This window comes from Mesorhizobium sp. M2A.F.Ca.ET.037.01.1.1 (assembly GCF_003998075.1).
In the GTDB taxonomy this organism is placed as follows: domain Bacteria; phylum Pseudomonadota; class Alphaproteobacteria; order Rhizobiales; family Rhizobiaceae; genus Mesorhizobium.
The window spans coordinates 1-15,740 of the sequence record NZ_RZSA01000027.1; the positions used below are offsets into that span (position 1 = coordinate 1).

The 15,740-nt window shown below is 59.2% G+C and carries 17 protein-coding genes; 16 read left to right on the forward strand and 1 reads right to left on the reverse strand.

The features are described 5' to 3' along the window. The first annotated feature begins 24 nt into the window (after positions 1 to 24). From EOA27_RS02815 to EOA27_RS02850, 7 genes are all read left to right on the forward strand, one after another. Complete coding sequence (locus EOA27_RS02815) at positions 25 to 1,254, forward strand: MFS transporter (protein ID WP_127255400.1); 1,230 nt, start codon at positions 25 to 27, stop codon at positions 1,252 to 1,254. Between the two features lie 23 nt (positions 1,255 to 1,277). Then, positions 1,278 to 2,816, forward strand: coding sequence for a cyclic nucleotide-binding domain-containing thioredoxin-disulfide reductase (locus EOA27_RS02820; protein ID WP_127255420.1), 1,539 nt, complete (start codon positions 1,278 to 1,280; stop codon positions 2,814 to 2,816). A 612-nt stretch (positions 2,817 to 3,428) separates the two neighbouring features. Continuing rightward, on the forward strand, positions 3,429 to 4,172 hold the full coding sequence (locus EOA27_RS02830) for an aldo/keto reductase (RefSeq protein WP_145970248.1): 744 nt from the start codon (positions 3,429 to 3,431) through the stop codon (positions 4,170 to 4,172). Between the two features lie 126 nt (positions 4,173 to 4,298). Continuing rightward, complete coding sequence (locus EOA27_RS02835; RefSeq protein ID WP_127255406.1) at positions 4,299 to 4,889, forward strand: TetR/AcrR family transcriptional regulator; 591 nt, start codon at positions 4,299 to 4,301, stop codon at positions 4,887 to 4,889. Positions 4,890 to 4,990: 101 nt separating this feature from the next. Further along, positions 4,991 to 6,049: a sugar ABC transporter substrate-binding protein gene (locus EOA27_RS02840; protein ID WP_127255408.1), complete on the forward strand. Its 1,059-nt coding sequence runs from the start codon at positions 4,991 to 4,993 to the stop codon at positions 6,047 to 6,049. A 138-nt stretch (positions 6,050 to 6,187) separates the two neighbouring features. Next, positions 6,188 to 6,622 carry a nuclear transport factor 2 family protein gene (locus tag EOA27_RS02845; RefSeq protein WP_126079601.1) on the forward strand — a complete coding sequence of 145 codons (435 nt, stop codon included), beginning with the start codon at positions 6,188 to 6,190 and terminating at the stop codon, positions 6,620 to 6,622. Positions 6,623 to 6,694: 72 nt separating this feature from the next. Further along, positions 6,695 to 7,285: a CGNR zinc finger domain-containing protein gene (locus EOA27_RS02850; RefSeq protein WP_127255410.1), complete on the forward strand. Its 591-nt coding sequence runs from the start codon at positions 6,695 to 6,697 to the stop codon at positions 7,283 to 7,285. A 14-nt stretch (positions 7,286 to 7,299) separates the two neighbouring features. Here the strand turns inward: EOA27_RS02850 and EOA27_RS02855 are convergent, their stop codons facing one another. Next, entirely contained in the window at positions 7,300 to 7,953 is a 654-nt protein-coding gene (locus tag EOA27_RS02855) for a GntR family transcriptional regulator (RefSeq protein WP_189343286.1), read from the reverse strand. 130 nt (positions 7,954 to 8,083) lie between these two features. Between EOA27_RS02855 and EOA27_RS02860 the strand changes: the two genes are divergently transcribed. From EOA27_RS02860 to EOA27_RS02900, 9 genes are all read left to right on the forward strand, one after another. After that, on the forward strand, positions 8,084 to 8,965 hold the full coding sequence (locus EOA27_RS02860) for a fumarylacetoacetate hydrolase family protein (protein ID WP_127255412.1): 882 nt from the start codon (positions 8,084 to 8,086) through the stop codon (positions 8,963 to 8,965). Positions 8,966 to 8,994: 29 nt separating this feature from the next. After that, on the forward strand, positions 8,995 to 9,957 hold the full coding sequence (locus tag EOA27_RS02865) for a VOC family protein (RefSeq protein ID WP_127255414.1): 963 nt from the start codon (positions 8,995 to 8,997) through the stop codon (positions 9,955 to 9,957). 50 nt (positions 9,958 to 10,007) lie between these two features. Next, a complete protein-coding gene (locus EOA27_RS02870; protein WP_245491018.1) occupies positions 10,008 to 10,721 on the forward strand; it encodes an SDR family NAD(P)-dependent oxidoreductase in 714 nt (237 codons plus the stop codon). Positions 10,722 to 10,777: 56 nt separating this feature from the next. After that, on the forward strand, positions 10,778 to 11,815 hold the full coding sequence (locus EOA27_RS02875; RefSeq protein WP_127255416.1) for a sugar ABC transporter substrate-binding protein: 1,038 nt from the start codon (positions 10,778 to 10,780) through the stop codon (positions 11,813 to 11,815). A 33-nt stretch (positions 11,816 to 11,848) separates the two neighbouring features. Beyond that, positions 11,849 to 12,298, forward strand: coding sequence for a nuclear transport factor 2 family protein (locus tag EOA27_RS02880; protein WP_127255418.1), 450 nt, complete (start codon positions 11,849 to 11,851; stop codon positions 12,296 to 12,298). Further along, entirely contained in the window at positions 12,288 to 13,085 is a 798-nt protein-coding gene (locus EOA27_RS02885; protein ID WP_126079594.1) for an SDR family oxidoreductase, read from the forward strand. The genes EOA27_RS02880 and EOA27_RS02885 overlap by 11 nt, the downstream gene beginning before the upstream one ends. Further along, positions 13,082 to 13,843: an SDR family oxidoreductase gene (locus EOA27_RS02890; protein ID WP_126079593.1), complete on the forward strand. Its 762-nt coding sequence runs from the start codon at positions 13,082 to 13,084 to the stop codon at positions 13,841 to 13,843. Before EOA27_RS02885 ends, EOA27_RS02890 begins: the two co-directional genes overlap by 4 nt. 22 nt (positions 13,844 to 13,865) lie before the next feature. Continuing rightward, a complete protein-coding gene (locus tag EOA27_RS02895) occupies positions 13,866 to 14,924 on the forward strand; it encodes a sugar ABC transporter substrate-binding protein (protein ID WP_245491016.1) in 1,059 nt (352 codons plus the stop codon). A gap of 53 nt (positions 14,925 to 14,977) precedes the next feature. Continuing rightward, a partial coding sequence (locus EOA27_RS02900) for a sugar ABC transporter substrate-binding protein (RefSeq protein WP_245491017.1) occupies positions 14,978 to 15,740 on the forward strand: 763 nt, incomplete at its 3' end.

Below are 15,740 nucleotides of genomic sequence, written 5' to 3' on the forward strand. Positions count from 1 at the left end.
GGCTAAGACCGATGAGGTGGATCTATGTTTGAGAAGGCCTATGAGGCTCAATGCAGGGCAACGAAACTTGCTCCCTCAAGTGTGCCCCATGAGAACCAGACGCTCGCCCTTCTCGCGCTGACGCTGGGCAGCTTCTGCATCGGCACGGCCGAGTTCGCGAGCATGGGTATCATCCAACTGTATGCTGCCGATCTAGGCATCGACATTCCGACTGCTACGAACGCGGTCACCGGCTATGCCTTCGGAGTCGTGCTTGGGGCACCACTCGTTACGCTCGTCGCAGCCAAGCTAAATCGGCGCACTCTCTTGCTCTGTCTGATGGGACTGTGGGTCGTTGGAAACGTCCTCTCGTCGATGGCGAGCAATATCGGCCTGTTTACGGTTGCTCGTTTCATAAGCGGCATGCCGCAAGGCGCCTACTTTGGAGCGGGAGCAGTTGTGGCAGCCTACTTTTTCGGAGCGGAACGGGCAGGAAAGGCCTTTTCGCTCGTCATGACCGGACTGACGGTGGCAACGATCTTTGGATCGCCGTTGGCAACGTTTCTGGGTCAGATGCTCGGCTGGCGGAACACCTATCTCGCAGTGGCCGCGCTGGGCGCCGTCGCATTCCTTGCACTGTTCCTCTTCGTTCCGCGCTCCGAAGCCCTTCGCGGAGGCTCGGTCGTGCACGAGCTGTCGGCGCTGCGGCGGTGGGATGTCTGGGCGATAATCGTCGTCGCGGCCTTGGGGATATCGAGCATTTTTGCGGTCTATGCATTCATCGGCCCGCTGGTCACCGATGTGGTGCAGCTCGATCCGTCCACGATACCATTGGCGCTCGGCGTCTTTGGTGTCGGCATGACCGCAGGCAATTTGGTCGGCGGGTATCTGGCGGACAATTTTGCATACCGTGGTCTGGTCCTCGGATACGTGGTCACGCTCGCGGTGCTGGTTATTTTGTCGGGTCTTGGAAGCCACGCATGGGTTTTCTTTCCCTGCCTGTTTGCCGTCGGTGCCGCAATGATGGCAGCAATTCCAACCATTCAAGTGCGCATGACGCACTTCGCGCCCGAAGCTCCGACGCTTATGGGGGCGATGAACCTGGCCGCCCTTAACGTGGCGAATGCCCTCGGGGCATGGGGCGGCGGACTGGTTATCGCGGCGGGATACAGTGTCCTTTTCTCACCGCTTGCCGGCTTCGTGCTGACCGCCGCTGGCTTGTTCGTTTATGCGGTTACGCTTTCGCGCCGCGCCGTGACTACACCGGCTGAATGACCAGCGACTGGGGAAGGGAAGGCATGACAAACCTGGCTCGTCATCCGAGATATGACCAGATGTTTCCCGTTCTGGAGCCCCGCGACATCGAGCGGCTGAAGCGGTTCGGCAGTGGCGCGACATATCGCGCTGGGACGCGGGTCGTGACAAGTGGCAGCTTGGCCCCGGGCTTCATCGTGGTGCTTTCAGGCAGGATCGAAGTCAGTCAGGAAATGGCGCTCGACCAGCGCGAGGTTATTGTGACCTACGGCGCCGGTCAGTTCACCGGCGAGCTGGCGCAATTGTCCGATCGGCCTGCCCTTGTCGACGTGGATGTGACCGAGGACACCTCGGCGCTCGTCATCACGTCGGATCGCCTTCGGGACCTGTTTGTCCAGGAAGCCGCGCTGGGCGAGCGGATAATGCGAGCTTTGATACTGCGTCGCGCGAACCTGCTGGAAGTCTCGGCCGGAGGGCCAATAATCCTAGGACGGGCCGAAGCGGCCGATGTATTGCGCCTGCAAGGCTTCTTGCGCCGCAACGTGCAGCCTTATCGTGTCCTGGATCCCGACCGCGATCCAGACGCCGCCGCATTGGTCGAGCGTTTCCACATAGATATTCATCATCTGCCGATCGTGCTCTGTGCAGACGGCACGTTTCTGCGCAATCCCAGTGAGACGGAGCTTGCTCGTTGCATAGGCCTCCTTCGGCGAATCGACGAAACCAAGGTCTTCGACGTTGCGATCGTCGGATCGGGCCCGGCGGGGCTGGCAGCTGCTGTGTACGCCGCTTCCGAGGGGCTTTCGACGATGGTCTTGGATTGCAGGGCCTTCGGAGGGCAGGCAGGCGCGTCGTCCAGGATAGAGAACTACCTGGGGTTTCCGACCGGCATTTCCGGTTTGGCTCTGATGGCCCGCGCCTACAGCCAAGCTCAGAAGTTTGGTGCTGAAACAGCGATACCCGAAGAGGTCCTTCGTCTCGGGATGGACGGAGAGAACTACAGGCTGGATCTGGGCGATGGACAAAACGCCAGAGCACGCACGGTTGTCATCGCGAGCGGCGCACGTTACCGCAGGCTGGATCTGGCCGATCTGGCCCCGTTCGAGGGGGGATCGGTGCATTATTGGGCCTCGCCCATCGAGGCGCGTCTTTGCGAAGGTCAGGAGATCGCGCTGGTGGGCGCCGGCAACTCCGCTGGCCAAGCTGCCGTCTATCTTGCGGGCCAGACGGGAAAGGTCTGGCTGCTGGCCCGCGGAGCCAGCCTTACGTCGTCGATGTCGAGCTATCTGGTGGAGCGCATCAAGGCGCAACCGAACATCGAGGTCCTGCTGCGCACGGAAGTTGTCGGGCTTCACGGCGACGAAAATCTGACCAACGTAAGCTGGCGGAATGCCGACACGGGCGAAGAGACCATGCGCCGGATACGCCATCTCTTCCTGCTGGTCGGCGCCGATCCGAATACGGACTGGCTTGCCGGCTGCAATGTCGCGCTCGATCAGAAGGGGTTCGTCAGGACAGGCATCGGCGAGGGTAGCGACGGCGCATTTTCGGGCCACCGGCCATCAGGTGATCGAAGGTTATGATCCGCCGGAAGGATGGGGCTGGTGCTACGTCGACGAAGTCTTCATCGACCTAGGGGAACGCACGACGCCCCAACTTGGGCCGATACCAAGATTCGATTGGGAATGACCAATCGCCGGCCAATCCCCCTGTACTCCCGGGCGCCTGTTTAACGTTCGTGACACCTTGCCTTGAATTCCCAGCGCCTTCCCTATTCGCACGAGCTGCGCGACGGAATCCGCCTCCGCGAGTCACAGCATTGTCCCTCAAAACAAACTGGTTGCATCCTACAATACCAACGACTGCTGACTCGCACCCATACACCAGAAGCCCCCAGGCCGCCTTCGGCCTCAAAGCTGTCGCGTTCGTCACGGGTTCATCGACCCTTTTGTGGGATGAAGAGAAACCGCGTGCAGGAAAGACTAGTCCTTAGGTTCGGCAGACCATACGAGAGAATACGGGGGAAACGGGTCGCGAACCAAGCGCTAACGTATTGATTTCCCGTAGAAAACAACGACCTTCAGCGACTAACATAATCGTTGTTCGCCAATGGGTTGCGTGGCAGTTCGCCGAACTCGATTCAAGAAGCCGATTCAGACTGCTTGTTAAGCGGAAAGGTGGGCAGGCTGCTACGCGTGACCGCCCCGGATAAGCGTGAAGGGATCGGCCTTTGGCACGAGGTGCCCAACCGAGAAGTGACCTACGACTACACGTACGACGAGGATTCCCTCGAGCGCCTGGGGATCGATCGCTTTGACATCCTGATGGTCCACGATCTCGACATCTTCACACATGGATCGCGTGAGGCATTTCAAGTCAAGATCGCCCAATTCTTCGACGAGGGCGGCTATGAAGCGATGGTGAGGCTCCGCGAGCACGGAGTGGCCAAGGCCATAGGCAGCGGTCAGAACGACGTCGAATGCAGTCAGGCCGTGGCAAACCGTGGCGACTTCGACATCTTCCTTGTCCCCGGACGCTACACACTGTTTGAACAGGAGGCCCTCGATAGCTTCCTTCCGTTCTGCGATGCGCGCGGCATCGGCGTTGTCATCGGTGGACCCTACAATTCCGGGATTCTCGCAACCGGGCCAATTGAAGGCGCATACTACAACTACGCCAAAGCTCCGCCCGAAATACTCGATCGTGTCCGCAGGATCCAGGCCGTCTGCGAGCGACATGGCGTGCGACTGATAGGTGCAGCATTCCACTTCCCGCTACTTCATCCGCAGATCATACCCGTCATTCCCGGTGGCGGCAGTGTCGAACAGATGAGGCAAAACGTTGCGATCTCTCAGGTGTCGGTTCCCGATGCGCTTCGGTCCGATCTCAAGGCGGCGGGCCTACTACACCAGGCTGCTCCGACCAGCAGACCCAACTGATACGAGCCAATTTTTGTGGCGCGCCTTAGTCCACTCTGCATCCCGGAAAATTATCTAAAAGTTCCTCGTAAAACGCTCGCCAACTCCCCCTTGACTGGACTGATCAGTCCAATGTAAATTGCATCGATGATTGAAGCTGAAACGACCCAAGAGCGAATTCTGCAAGCGACGCTTGACCTCATCTGGGCTCGCAGCGTCGGCAACGTGTCGACCGACATGGTTTGCAAGCGCGCCAAAGTAAGCAAGAGCAGTCTCTATCATTTCTTTCCATCGAAGTCGGATTTGGTGGTTGCTGCCTACGAGTTCCACTGGAAGCGCGTGGCGGCAGACTATGCGCAGGTGTTCAAGGAATCGATGACGGCCGAGGAGCAATTGAAGGCCTACGTCGCAATCACGACTGTCGACCTTGCCCGGCAGAAAGAGCTAACCGGCAAGATTCTAGGATGTCCTTATGTTCTGGGGGCCGCTGAGATGAGCACGCTCGACGAGAAGGTTCGCGCGGTCGTCGAAAGCGTATTCGACAGGATCATTGGCTTCCTGGAAAAGGCTGTTGCTGTTGGCGTGAGGGCAGGGAGTTTCAAGGTAGATGACGCTCGCGTCGCCGCGCAGGACTTGTACATGATGATGACAGGGGCCGTTCTGCAATCCAAGGTGCGCAATTCGCCCGATTTCATCGGTCATGTCTGGCCCATGATGCGCGCTCGTCTAGTCGGATAAATTTTTTTGACTATCATTGGACCGATCAGTCCAATAGGCCCGAGCGGCTGAAGCTGCTGCTGCCTCGGGGATCAAACTAGCAGCAACTCTGGGAGGAACATTTGACCGCGAATAGATCGAGAGCAATTGCAGCAGGGGCGTTGCTTCTGCTTGCTGGACTTCAGCCGGTGCTGGCCGAGGAGACGCAAGTCGATGTCGGACTGGACAAGCCCATTACTGTGACAAAAGGCGGGCTGAAGAAGATTGCGCTGTTCATAGAGATCGGGACCAATTCGGCCGTACAATCCACCGTCACCGGCGCTAAGGAAGAAGCGGCCAAACACGGTATCGAGGTCGATGTGTTCGATGCACGCTTCGATATTGCCCGCCAAGTAAACCAGATGCAGAACGCCCTGCTAGCCGGTTATGACGCCTGGGTCGTCGCGGCAATCGAAGGCAACCAAGTATGCGACATGGCTGCCAAAGAGGCACCCAAGGCCGGCATACCAGTTGCGGTGGTTACGATGTCGATCTGTGGCCGCTCGGTAAACGAGGGCGAGCAACTGTGGTCGCCGGGCACGTTGACCTATATCGGCGGTAACGAAACGCCGTCGGCTTTCAAGAAAGTGATTATGCAGGCGGTCAAGGACAAGCCCGGCCCGCAGAAAATCGCGCTTCTTACGGGGCAAGAGATTCATCCCATAACGCAGGCCTTTGACAAGGCGGTCGCCGAGGTCCTGAAGGAACACCCGGAGGTCCAAGTGGTGGCAACGCATAGGACCGACTATTCACCAGAGATGAACCAACAGAAGACCCAGAACATCCTTCAAGTGGCGCCTGACATTGATGCCATCGTTGGCGTTTACACCAATATGTCGAAGGGTGCTGCAGCGGCGCTGGAGACTGCCGGCCGCGCTGGTCAGGTCCGTCTGTACGAGGCAGGGGGAACGAAATGGTCGGTGGACGCGATCAAGTCGGGCACGATCTCGGCTACGACTGGTTACTATCGAGCAACGGCCGCCGCGACCGCTGTGCGGCTTCTCGTGGATGCCTTCGACGGCAAACCAGTACCCCATGTCGTCCTCAATGATGGGCATGCCCTGCTTCCCGGCCAAACCCCCGGTGAAGTTGCGATCATCACGAAGACGAATGTGAACGGATACGTGCCTGAATCGCCCTGAGCAGTTCTGTACTCCACATAGCGCGGGTCCCGGCGCTAGGTCGCCTGGACCCTCCTGCGTTGATTATCCCATGCAACTGGCGCTGTGGGCCTTCTCGCTCGCGATCAGGACGACGCGCCTTCTTGTGAAAGAAAAACCATGGACAATCCAATTGATGTTCTCAATGCGTTTTATGATGCCGAACGTCGCTACATGGCCGCGGGCGGCGCGGCCGCAGGTGCGTCGTTCGACGAGATGGCATCCACACTGCATCCCGACGTCGAGTTGCATCAATCGCCGGATTTGCCTTGGGGGGGCGAGTATCGAGGGCATGCCGGATTCCGGGAATGGTCGCTAAAGATGAGCGACGCCTTCGACCAGTTATCGGTTGAGGACGCGCGGTTTCTTGTTGCCGAGGACAAAGTAGTGATCCTTTGCCGACTGGTCACCCGCGCAAGACGTAGCGGTGACGTGCTCAATGCGCCTATGGCTCAGGTCGTGACCGTTCAGAATGGCCGCATCACAGAGTTTCGTCCATTCTACTGGCACGTACCTGACTACGTCTCCGCCGCGGGACTCGCGCCCGGGACCTGAGGCCGGCTGGGCTGGCGTTGTGGACATCCTTGCGCGTATCGGCTAAAAGGGAACCATCTAAGCAGGTTACTCATGGCGCGCAAGATTTCCGCAGGCGATCTAGAATTCCGCTTCCGATCGAACCGGCTTGTGCTCGATTTCATCGCGACTGTGGGAGAGAGGGGACATCGCGACATCGAGCGGCTGGGCACCCTCGACGATCTGGATAGGTGGATCGAGGCGGCTGGCTTCGCGGTAAAAGATATCGTTCTGAAAGACGAGGACCTTGCAGATGCAAAGGCTCTCCGCCACGTTATGGTCCACGTGCTATCCGATGTTGTCGCTGGACGCACACCCGATCGCGCGGATGTTCACGCGCTCAATCAGGCCGCCAAACGACCGCCCTTGCGTCCTGAATTGGGGGAAGGGGGAGCCAGCCTGACCTGGCATGCGGACGTCCTCGTGCCGTCTATACTCTCGACGCTTGCTCGTGACTTTCTGCAACTGGTTGGCGAAAGAACCGATCTCGACCGAGTGAAGCGGTGCGCGGATCCGACCTGCAACATGTATTTTCTCGACTTGAGTCGCGCGAATAACAGGATCTGGTGCGCGACCGATGGCAGGGGGTGCGGCAACAAGGCCAAGAAGCGGGCTTTCGTCGCGCGCCATCGCCACACAAGTTGACCAGATGCCGCCTGTCAGCCGGCGACGATGCGGTATGTTGCCTGAAGGTGCTGGCGCAGGAGCTCCACCGCGTGGTCGGTATCGCGTGCCAAAGCCGCCGCGACGATCGAGCGGTGCTCTTCGTCGACGTTGCGGGTGTTGCGCTCCATGGGCACAGAAAGCCGCCGGAACCGTTCGCTCTGGCGAAACAGCGCTCTCCTAGTATCGGCAAGCCACCTGTTTTCCATGCCGGACGCCAACTCCTCATGAAGGTGAGCATGCAGGTCACTCCAAGACTCGTTCATCTGTGGAGGCAATTCATCCGTATATCTCTGCGTTGCGAGCAGCTGCCGCAAAGCCTCTTCAACTCGCCCCTCCCAGGCTCCGTCTCCGGATGCGATGGACAGGCGCAGGCAGATTGATTCGATCTCGATGCGGGCTTGGGTCAACTCCGCGAAATCCTGCGAGGAAAATTGGCTCACCTCGAACCCCTTCTTCGCCTTCAGTTCCACGAGCCCTTCACCTTGCAGGGCTGACAAGGCTTCTCGAACTGCGGGCAGAGTCACCTCGAGGCGCCCGCACAGTTCGCTGATATTGAGCTTTTGACCCGGCAGAAGCCTGCCATGGAGGATTTCTAAGCGCAGTCGCTCCCTGACGAGGGACGCCTTGTTCGCCGGCTCCTGCTGCATCCGCGACTCCATTCCAAGCTTGAAAACGACCATATCCAACCTTTTACGCCAAAGATAATATATTATTGTTGACTCGCTGTCCTGTTCCAACTAGGTTCGCTTCAAGAGGATTTTCCCAGAGGAAATTAATATGCGGTTCAGGTCACTGCGGCGCTCCGGCGCTTTGGGCGTAGGTGTCTTTGTGGGCAACGCCTGGCGAGGAGCGTTTGAAAACGAAACAGGTTATGTAGGTTCTCTCGACCAATTGGTAGCGCGGGGCCGCGAAGGCCTTATCGAGGCCTTTCGGTCGCTTCGTGAGGCGCCGCTTTTTGATGATGCTGCGGTAGAGGTGCTGCCTCCACTGCGCACGCCCCCGAAGATCGTTTGCGTAGGGCTCAACTATTCCGACCACACCGCCGAAAGCGGATACAAGCAGCCGGAATATCCCACCTTCTTTCCCCGCTTCGCGTCGAGCCTGATGGGACACGATGTTCCGATGGTGCGCCCCCGTGTCTCGGATACGCTCGATTTTGAGGGCGAGTTGGCCGTCGTTATTGGCGTCGGCGGACGACACATAGCGAAAGCGGACGCGCTTTCTCACGTGCTCGGATATTCAGTCTTCAACGACGGCTCGGTTCGGGAATATCAGTTCAAGACGCCGCAATGGACGATCGGAAAGAACTTCGATTCGACGGGCGCCTTTGGTCCGGATCTCGTTACGGCCGACGAGTTGCCAGAAGGTGCGGCGGGACTGCAAATCGAAACTCGCCTCAACGGTGAGGTCGTGCAATCGGCGTCGATCAATCAACTGATTTTCGACGTCGCCACGCTGATTGCCACGCTTTCGGAGGCGGTGACACTTGAGATTGGCGACGTGATCGTGACGGGCACCCCGTCCGGTATCGGGCACGCGCGCAACCCAAAGCTTTACATGAAGCCCGGGGACATTTGCGAGGTGGAGATAGAGCGTGTCGGGCTACTCCGGAACAGGATTCTCGATGAGGGCGAGGCTTCGGGTCTGCGCGCGGCGTAGAGACTTGGCAGGTCACTCGGGAGGACGACATGACAGCCTTAAGGGGATATATAGCAAGTGATGCCGAGGGTGGCGTTCTCGGTGTTCACTCACTCGACAGCTTCACATTCTCCGTTCCGGACCTCGCTCAGGCGGAAACGTTTCATGCGTCTTTCGGCCTGGATGTGCGGCAGGATGGGAAAGGCCTTGCTCTTTGCACGTTCGGACACAGCCATACTTGGTGCCGCATTGCTGAGGGCCCGCACAAGTCGCTGGGCTACCTTTCCTTCGGGATTTTCGAACAAGACCTAGCGCGGTTTGCGCGACGGTTGGGCGACCTGGGCGTTCATCGTCTCGATCCGCCGCGAGGACTGGAATCCAACGGCATCTGGTTTCGCGATCCGGACGGCACATTGGTCGAACTCAAGGTCGCGGCAAAGTCTTCGCCGGACACCAAAGGCCATGGGCAGTTTCAGTCTTCTCCTCCGGGCGTTGCCGGTGCTCCTGCGCGAAGGAACGCGCCTGCCACGCGGCCTAACCGCATGTCGCATGTGCTGCTTTTCACGGCCGATGTCGATCGTGCCGTGAAGTTCTATGAAAGCGCTCTCGGTCTCGCGCTTTCTGACCGCACCGGCAATGAGATTGCCTTCCTGCACGGTCGTCATGGAAGCGACCACCATCTGGTGGCGTTCGTACGATCTACTGGACCGGGCATCCATCATACGAGTTGGGAAGTCGATAGCCTGAATGCGATTGGCCTCGGCGCGATGCAGATGGCCGACAAAGGCTTTTCCCGTGGATGGGGCCTTGGTCGACATGTCCTTGGATCCAACTACTTCCACTATGTGCGTGATCCCTGGGGCAGCTATGCCGAGTACTCCTGCGACATGGATTTCATTCCCAAGAACATGGAATGGCGGGCAGGGGATCACGACGCCGAAGATGCCTTCTATATCTGGGGACCGACACCGCCGGACGATTTCGCGGTGAACCATGAGCTGCGGGGGCGTTGACGGTGTCGACAGGGCCCCACCATTCGTCACTCGGCGGCAAGACCATACTTGTGGCGGGTGCATCCAGCGGCATCGGTAAAGCTACCGCGATACGTGTGGCTGAGGCAGGCGCCGCGGTCGTGTTGGTTGGCAGGCGATTATCGGAGTTGCATGCGATCGAAACGGCAATCGCGGCCGCCGGCGGCCAGGCCGTATCGGTGCAGCTCGACGTGACCGATACCACGGCCCTTGGTGCTGCGGTCGCATCGTTGCCGCGGCTAGACGTGTTGATCAACAGCGCCGGATTGAACATCCCGGAGCCGATCGCTGTCGTGACGGAGGAACATTACGACAGGCTGTTTGGGCTTAATCTGAAGGCAGCTTTTTTCCTCTCGCAGGCTGCGGCAGCCAAGATTGCTGCACATGGCAAGGGCGGCGCCATGATCCACATCACTTCGCAGATGGGGCACGTGGGCGCGGCGAACCGCACGGCTTACTGCGCATCAAAGCATGGGGTGGAAGGGCTGGTGAAGGCGCTGGCCATTGAACTGGCGCCAATGAATATTCGGGTTAACGCCATTGCGCCGACTTTCATCGAGACGCCGATGACCGCGCCGATGTTCGAAGATGGCGGCTTCCGCGCAGAGGTCATGTCGAAAATACCCCTGGGGAGGGTTGGAGTACCGCAAGACGTGGCGGAAGCCGCTGCATTTCTGGCGAGCGACGGCGCCGCGCTCGTCACGGGAACAAGCCTGAAAGTAGATGGCGGCTGGACCGCCCAGTGAGGCTGTTGTGGCCTGAACCGGGCAAGGACCAGACATCTGTGTTGAGGGAGGATACAATGAAGCTGATTGCCTGTGCCTTGGCGCTCGGGATCTTTGGGGTTCAACCGCTCTACGCCGGGGAGACGGTCGACGTCGACGTGGGCGGCGGTATGGTTGTCAAGCTCGCCAAAGATCGGCCGCTGAAGATCGCTTTCTTTTCCGAAGGCACCAACAATTCCGCGATGACTGCAAGCATCGAGGGTGCCAAGGAAGCCGCGGCCAAGCATGGCTGGGCGATCGATGTTTTTGACGGGAGCTTCGATGCCGTCAAACAGAGCAACCAAATCGCGAACGCTCTGAACCGCGACTATGACGCTTTTATTGTCAAACCACTCGAAGGCAACACCATGTGTGAGCCCGCGTCGGTTACCGCGCCGCAGCACAATATCCTTGTCGTCAACGCGGTGCTTCCGATCTGCGGACGTTCCGGAAAGGAAGGCGAGGCGCAGTGGTCCCCAGGAACGCTCGCCTATGTTGGTGGTACACAAACTCCGGACGCATTCCTGGAGGTGCTCCACAAAGTCCGCGAGCTCGCGCCGGGGCCACAGAAGGTGGGCATCCTCACAGGCAACGACCTCAATCCCATTACGCTGAACTTCGAGGCCGCGCTGCAGCGGTTTCTCGCAGAAACTCCGGACTGGTCAGTGGTGGCCAAAGCGAGGACGGATTGGTCAACACCGGTAGCCTTCGAGAAGGCGCAGCCGATCGTGTCGGCTCATCCAGAGATCACACTGTATTTCTCGCACTACTCCAACATGACGCGCGGCATCGTTCAGGCACTAGAAGCGGCCGGCAAGCTGGGAAATGTGAAGGTGTTCGACGCTGGCGGCACGGCGTGGGCAAAACAAGCGGTCAAGGCCGGTACCATCGATTTCACGACCGCTCTCTATCTTCGTTCCAATGCCGCCGCTTCGATCGAGGCTATCGCCGCGGCGCAACGCGGGGAACCTGTCCCGCGAGTTATCCAAAACGAAGGCAAGCCGATCACCAAAGGTGCGCTGGTCCAATTCATCGATTCCTCAAACGTCGATGCCTACCAGCCAGAGGCCGACTGACCAAATGATGTCCGACAGGGAAGCGGCACGCCAATGAGCAATACAACGAACGCGGCTTTTGAAACGTTGATGCGTTTCTACGAGGCAGAAACGATCTATCTTTCCCCCAGCGGTGGTGATTTCGGCATTATCGCTGAAACCCTGGACGCGGAATGCGTGCTGCACCAGCCAGGCTCCCTGCCTTACGGCGGCGAATGGCGCGGGCCGGACGGCTTCAAGGGATGGATGGAGGCTTTCGGTCGCCAGTGGTCATCCCTGGAAGTGAAAAATCCGCAATTCTATCCGTCAGGTGAAGACGTCATCTTCAGCCGCTCGCATGTCTATGCGGTGTCGCGCCCGACGGGCCGGGAGGTCGACTGGCCACTGCTCCAGTTCTTCCGTGTACGAAACAACCGGATCCTGGAACTGCGGCCGTTCCATTGGGACACGGCGGCCATGTTGCCTGCGATGCGCGCAACCAGGGTGGACACGCATGCCCAATGAAATCGCAATCATCACTGGCGCGAGTTCAGGAATAGGCCGGGCGACAGCAGTACATCTGGCCAATCTCGGATATGACATCGGCATAACTTACGCAGGCAATGTCGACGGGGCGGAAGAGACCGCGCGCCGTGTGCGAGCCAGCGGCCGCAAAGCTGCAGTCCGACAGATGGAACAGACGGATCCCGCCTCGATCCGCACGGCGTTGGATGCGCTTGTGGCTGAGTTGAACGGCGTACATGTGTTCGTCAACAACGCCGGCACCCTCGCGTTTGATGACTTCTTGGAACTTAAATTGGACGATTGGAACCGGGTGCTCGCATGCAATCTCACCGGCGCTTTCGTTGCCGGCCAGATCATAGCCAATCACATGGTAGCCGCCGGCACGGCCGGTCGTATCGTCAATCTATCGTCAGTGCACGAAGCCGTGCCCCTCAAGGGCGGAGCCGCGTACTGTGCGTCCAAAGCCGGCGTCGGTATGCTCACAAAGTGCATGGCACTTGATCTGGCGCCGCACGGTATCCGCGTGGCCGCCATCGGGCCGGGAGAAACGGCGACGCCGATGAGCGGCGCCAAGGAAGGTGAGGACGTAAGCGCACGCAAGCGTCCCGAACTTCCCGTTGGCCGGCCCGGCAAGCCCGAGGAAATGGCTGAAGCCATCGCCTATCTCGCCTCGCCGAACGCCAACTACACCACCGGAATAACGCTTTTCGTCGATGGCGGGCTCCTGCTCATGGCTGCAATCGGCAATCAGCGCACGATCATGGAATCGCTTGGAGCCCAAGGATGAAACGTCTGGCAGGTAGGATAGCAATCGTCACCGGTGGTGCGGGTGGGGTCGGTAGCGCGATCACCGCGCTCTTCGTGTCGGAGGGCGCCAAAGTCGCGATATTCGACAGCAAGGATACGGCCCCTGACGCGCTGGCGGCTCTCGGAGAAGCTGCTGTTCGCTACTGCAAGGTCGACATCACCGATGAAGGCGTCATCTCGGCAGCGATCTCCAACATTGCCGCTGAATGGGGCGTGCCGGATGTACTGATAAATGCCGCCGCCATCGCGGGTTCGGGAAAGCCTACCCATGAGGCAACGGTCGCAGACTTCGACGCGGTTTTCTCTGTCAACGTGAAGGGCACATTCCTTTGCACCAAGCACGTGATCGCCGGCCTTCTGGCGGCGGGCCAGCCAGGGAGCGTCGTCAATATCTCGTCGACCTACGGGGTCATCGGCAATGCCGACATCCCCCTCTACCACGGCACCAAGGCGGCTGTGCGGCTGCTTTCGAAGTGTGACGCCGTTACCTACGCGGGCAACGGCATCCGCTCGAACTCTGTCGTCCTTGGCTCGACGCGCACCGAGATGACGCAACGTGCAATGGAGGAAAGTGCGGAAGGGGCTGCCTATGTCCGTAACCTTATCGATGCTCACCCAATGAAGCGGCAAGCCGATCCAATCGAAATCGCACGCGTCGCGCTGTTTCTGGCCAGCGATGAATCAAGTTTCGTCACCGGAGCCGATATCGCAGCCGACGGCGGCTACACGGCTCAATGAACAATCCAAAGGGAGGAAGGGAATGACTGTAAACAAGATAAGGATGGCAGGGCTGGCTTTGGCGCTTGCGGCAGTGGCCGCAAATTCGAGCCTGGCGCAGCCTGTCGCCGTGGATGTCGGCGAAGGCAAATCCGTTCAACTTGCCAACGACAGACCGCTGAAGATCGCCTTCTTCTCGGAAGGCACGAACAACAGTGCCATGCAGGCCAGCATTGACGGCGCAACGGAAGCCGCCAAGAAACTCGGATGGCAGATCGACGTCTTTGACGGCAAATTCGACCCGGTGACCCAGCTCAATCAGCTGCAAAACGCCCTTGCGCGCGACTACGACGCTTGGGTGCTTAAGGCGGTCGAAGGCAACACCATGTGCGATGTCGCCACGAAGGATGCGCCGGCAAAGAACATCCTTGTCGTCACGGCCGTCCTGTCTATCTGCGGCCGCGGCGCGAACGAAGGTGCCGCTCTTTGGTCACCCGGAACCCTTGCCTATGTGGGCGGCGCAGAAACGCCACTCGCCTTCTTTCAGGTATTGGACCGGATGGGCAAAGAAAATCCAGGGCCCCAGAAACTTGGGGTAATCACTGGGCCTGAGCTCAATCCGATTACGAAAAACCATGAAGCCGCACTTGCGATGTTCAAGAAGAAGTATCCCGAAGTGCAGGTCGTGGCGATCGCCCGGACGGACTATTCGACGCCAAGCGCCCTGGAGAAGTCAGGGCCGATGGTCCAGGCAAACCCAGACATGACGCTCTACTATACCGCCTTTTCGAACCTCTCGAAGGGTCTTGTGCCAGTCCTGGAGGAGGCGGGAAAACTGGATAAGGTCAAGATCTACGACAACGGTGCGACTACCTGGGCGGTAGAAGCCCTGAAAGAGGGCAAGATCGCGGTCTCCAGCGCCAACCGTCTGAAGTCCAACGCCTACAACGCGGTGATGGCAATCGCGAAGGCCCAGAAGGGCGAGGCAGTTGCACGCGCGATCGGCGATCTCGGCGAGCCTCTGGTCGAAGGACAGCCTCCGACCAATCCGTATCTCATCGACAAAGGAAATGTCGACGCCTTCAAGCCGGAGGTGGAGTGATGTGGGCGCTCAACAGACACTGGCTGCGGAGAGGCGAGGCAGTGAGGTCGACAATGAGGGTTCTGCTCATTGCAGGGATCACCTCGACATTGCCGGGAATGGCCTTTGCCAAGGAGGTGCAGGTTGACGTCGGACTGCCTAAGCCGGTCGTCGTCAACACCGATCAGCCGTTGAAGCTTGCGCTCTTCATTGAGATCGGCACCAACAGCGCTGTCCAGTCGACGGTGACGGGGGTGCGCAACATGGCCAAGAAGTATGGCTTCGAGTTCGACGTGTTCGACGCTCGCTTCGACGTCGCCACCCAAGTCAACCAGATGCAAAACGCGCTGCTCAACGGCTACAACGCGTGGATCGTCGTGCCGGTGGAGGGCAGCCAAGTTTGCGAGTCGGTCACTAAGCTGGCGCCGGCGGCCAATGTCCTGGTGGCACAGGCTACAGGCACGGCTTGCGGACGCTCATCCAAGGAGGGCGATGAGCTTTGGTCACCGGGAACCCTCATCTACGTGGGCGGCAACGAGACGCCGAATGCCTTCGAGGCTGTGATGGAAAAGGCCGCGACTGATAATCCCGGCCCGCAAAAAGTTGGCATCCTGACCGGACCAAATCTGCATCCCATTACCGTCGCCTTCGACAAGGCACTCGAAGAGGTGAAAGCCAAATATCCTGATTTCAAGGTCGTGGCTGTGCACCGGACCGACTACTCACCTCCAGATAATCAGATCAAGACGCAGACCATGCTGCAGGCAAATCCCGATCTTTCAATCATCGTCGGGGCCTATACCAACATGTCGAAAGGTGCCGTTCCCGCGCTTGAAG

Excerpts from the sequence above, each read along its gene's own strand:
- EOA27_RS02815 (WP_127255400.1), top strand. The coding sequence starts at position 25 with ATGTTTGAGAAGGCCTATGAGGCTCAATGCAGGGCAACGAAACTTGCT.
- EOA27_RS02820 (WP_127255420.1), top strand. The coding sequence starts at position 1,278 with ATGACAAACCTGGCTCGTCATCCGAGATATGACCAGATGTTTCCCGTT.
- EOA27_RS02835 (WP_127255406.1), top strand. The coding sequence starts at position 4,299 with ATGATTGAAGCTGAAACGACCCAAGAGCGAATTCTGCAAGCGACGCTT.
- EOA27_RS02845 (WP_126079601.1), top strand. The coding sequence starts at position 6,188 with ATGGACAATCCAATTGATGTTCTCAATGCGTTTTATGATGCCGAACGT.
- EOA27_RS02850 (WP_127255410.1), top strand. The coding sequence starts at position 6,695 with ATGGCGCGCAAGATTTCCGCAGGCGATCTAGAATTCCGCTTCCGATCG.
- EOA27_RS02855 (WP_189343286.1), bottom strand. The coding sequence starts at position 7,953 with ATGCAGCAGGAGCCGGCGAACAAGGCGTCCCTCGTCAGGGAGCGACTG.
- EOA27_RS02860 (WP_127255412.1), top strand. The coding sequence starts at position 8,084 with ATGCGGTTCAGGTCACTGCGGCGCTCCGGCGCTTTGGGCGTAGGTGTC.
- EOA27_RS02865 (WP_127255414.1), top strand. The coding sequence starts at position 8,995 with ATGACAGCCTTAAGGGGATATATAGCAAGTGATGCCGAGGGTGGCGTT.
- EOA27_RS02875 (WP_127255416.1), top strand. The coding sequence starts at position 10,778 with ATGAAGCTGATTGCCTGTGCCTTGGCGCTCGGGATCTTTGGGGTTCAA.
- EOA27_RS02880 (WP_127255418.1), top strand. The coding sequence starts at position 11,849 with ATGAGCAATACAACGAACGCGGCTTTTGAAACGTTGATGCGTTTCTAC.
- EOA27_RS02885 (WP_126079594.1), top strand. The coding sequence starts at position 12,288 with ATGCCCAATGAAATCGCAATCATCACTGGCGCGAGTTCAGGAATAGGC.
- EOA27_RS02890 (WP_126079593.1), top strand. The coding sequence starts at position 13,082 with ATGAAACGTCTGGCAGGTAGGATAGCAATCGTCACCGGTGGTGCGGGT.
- EOA27_RS02895 (WP_245491016.1), top strand. The coding sequence starts at position 13,866 with ATGACTGTAAACAAGATAAGGATGGCAGGGCTGGCTTTGGCGCTTGCG.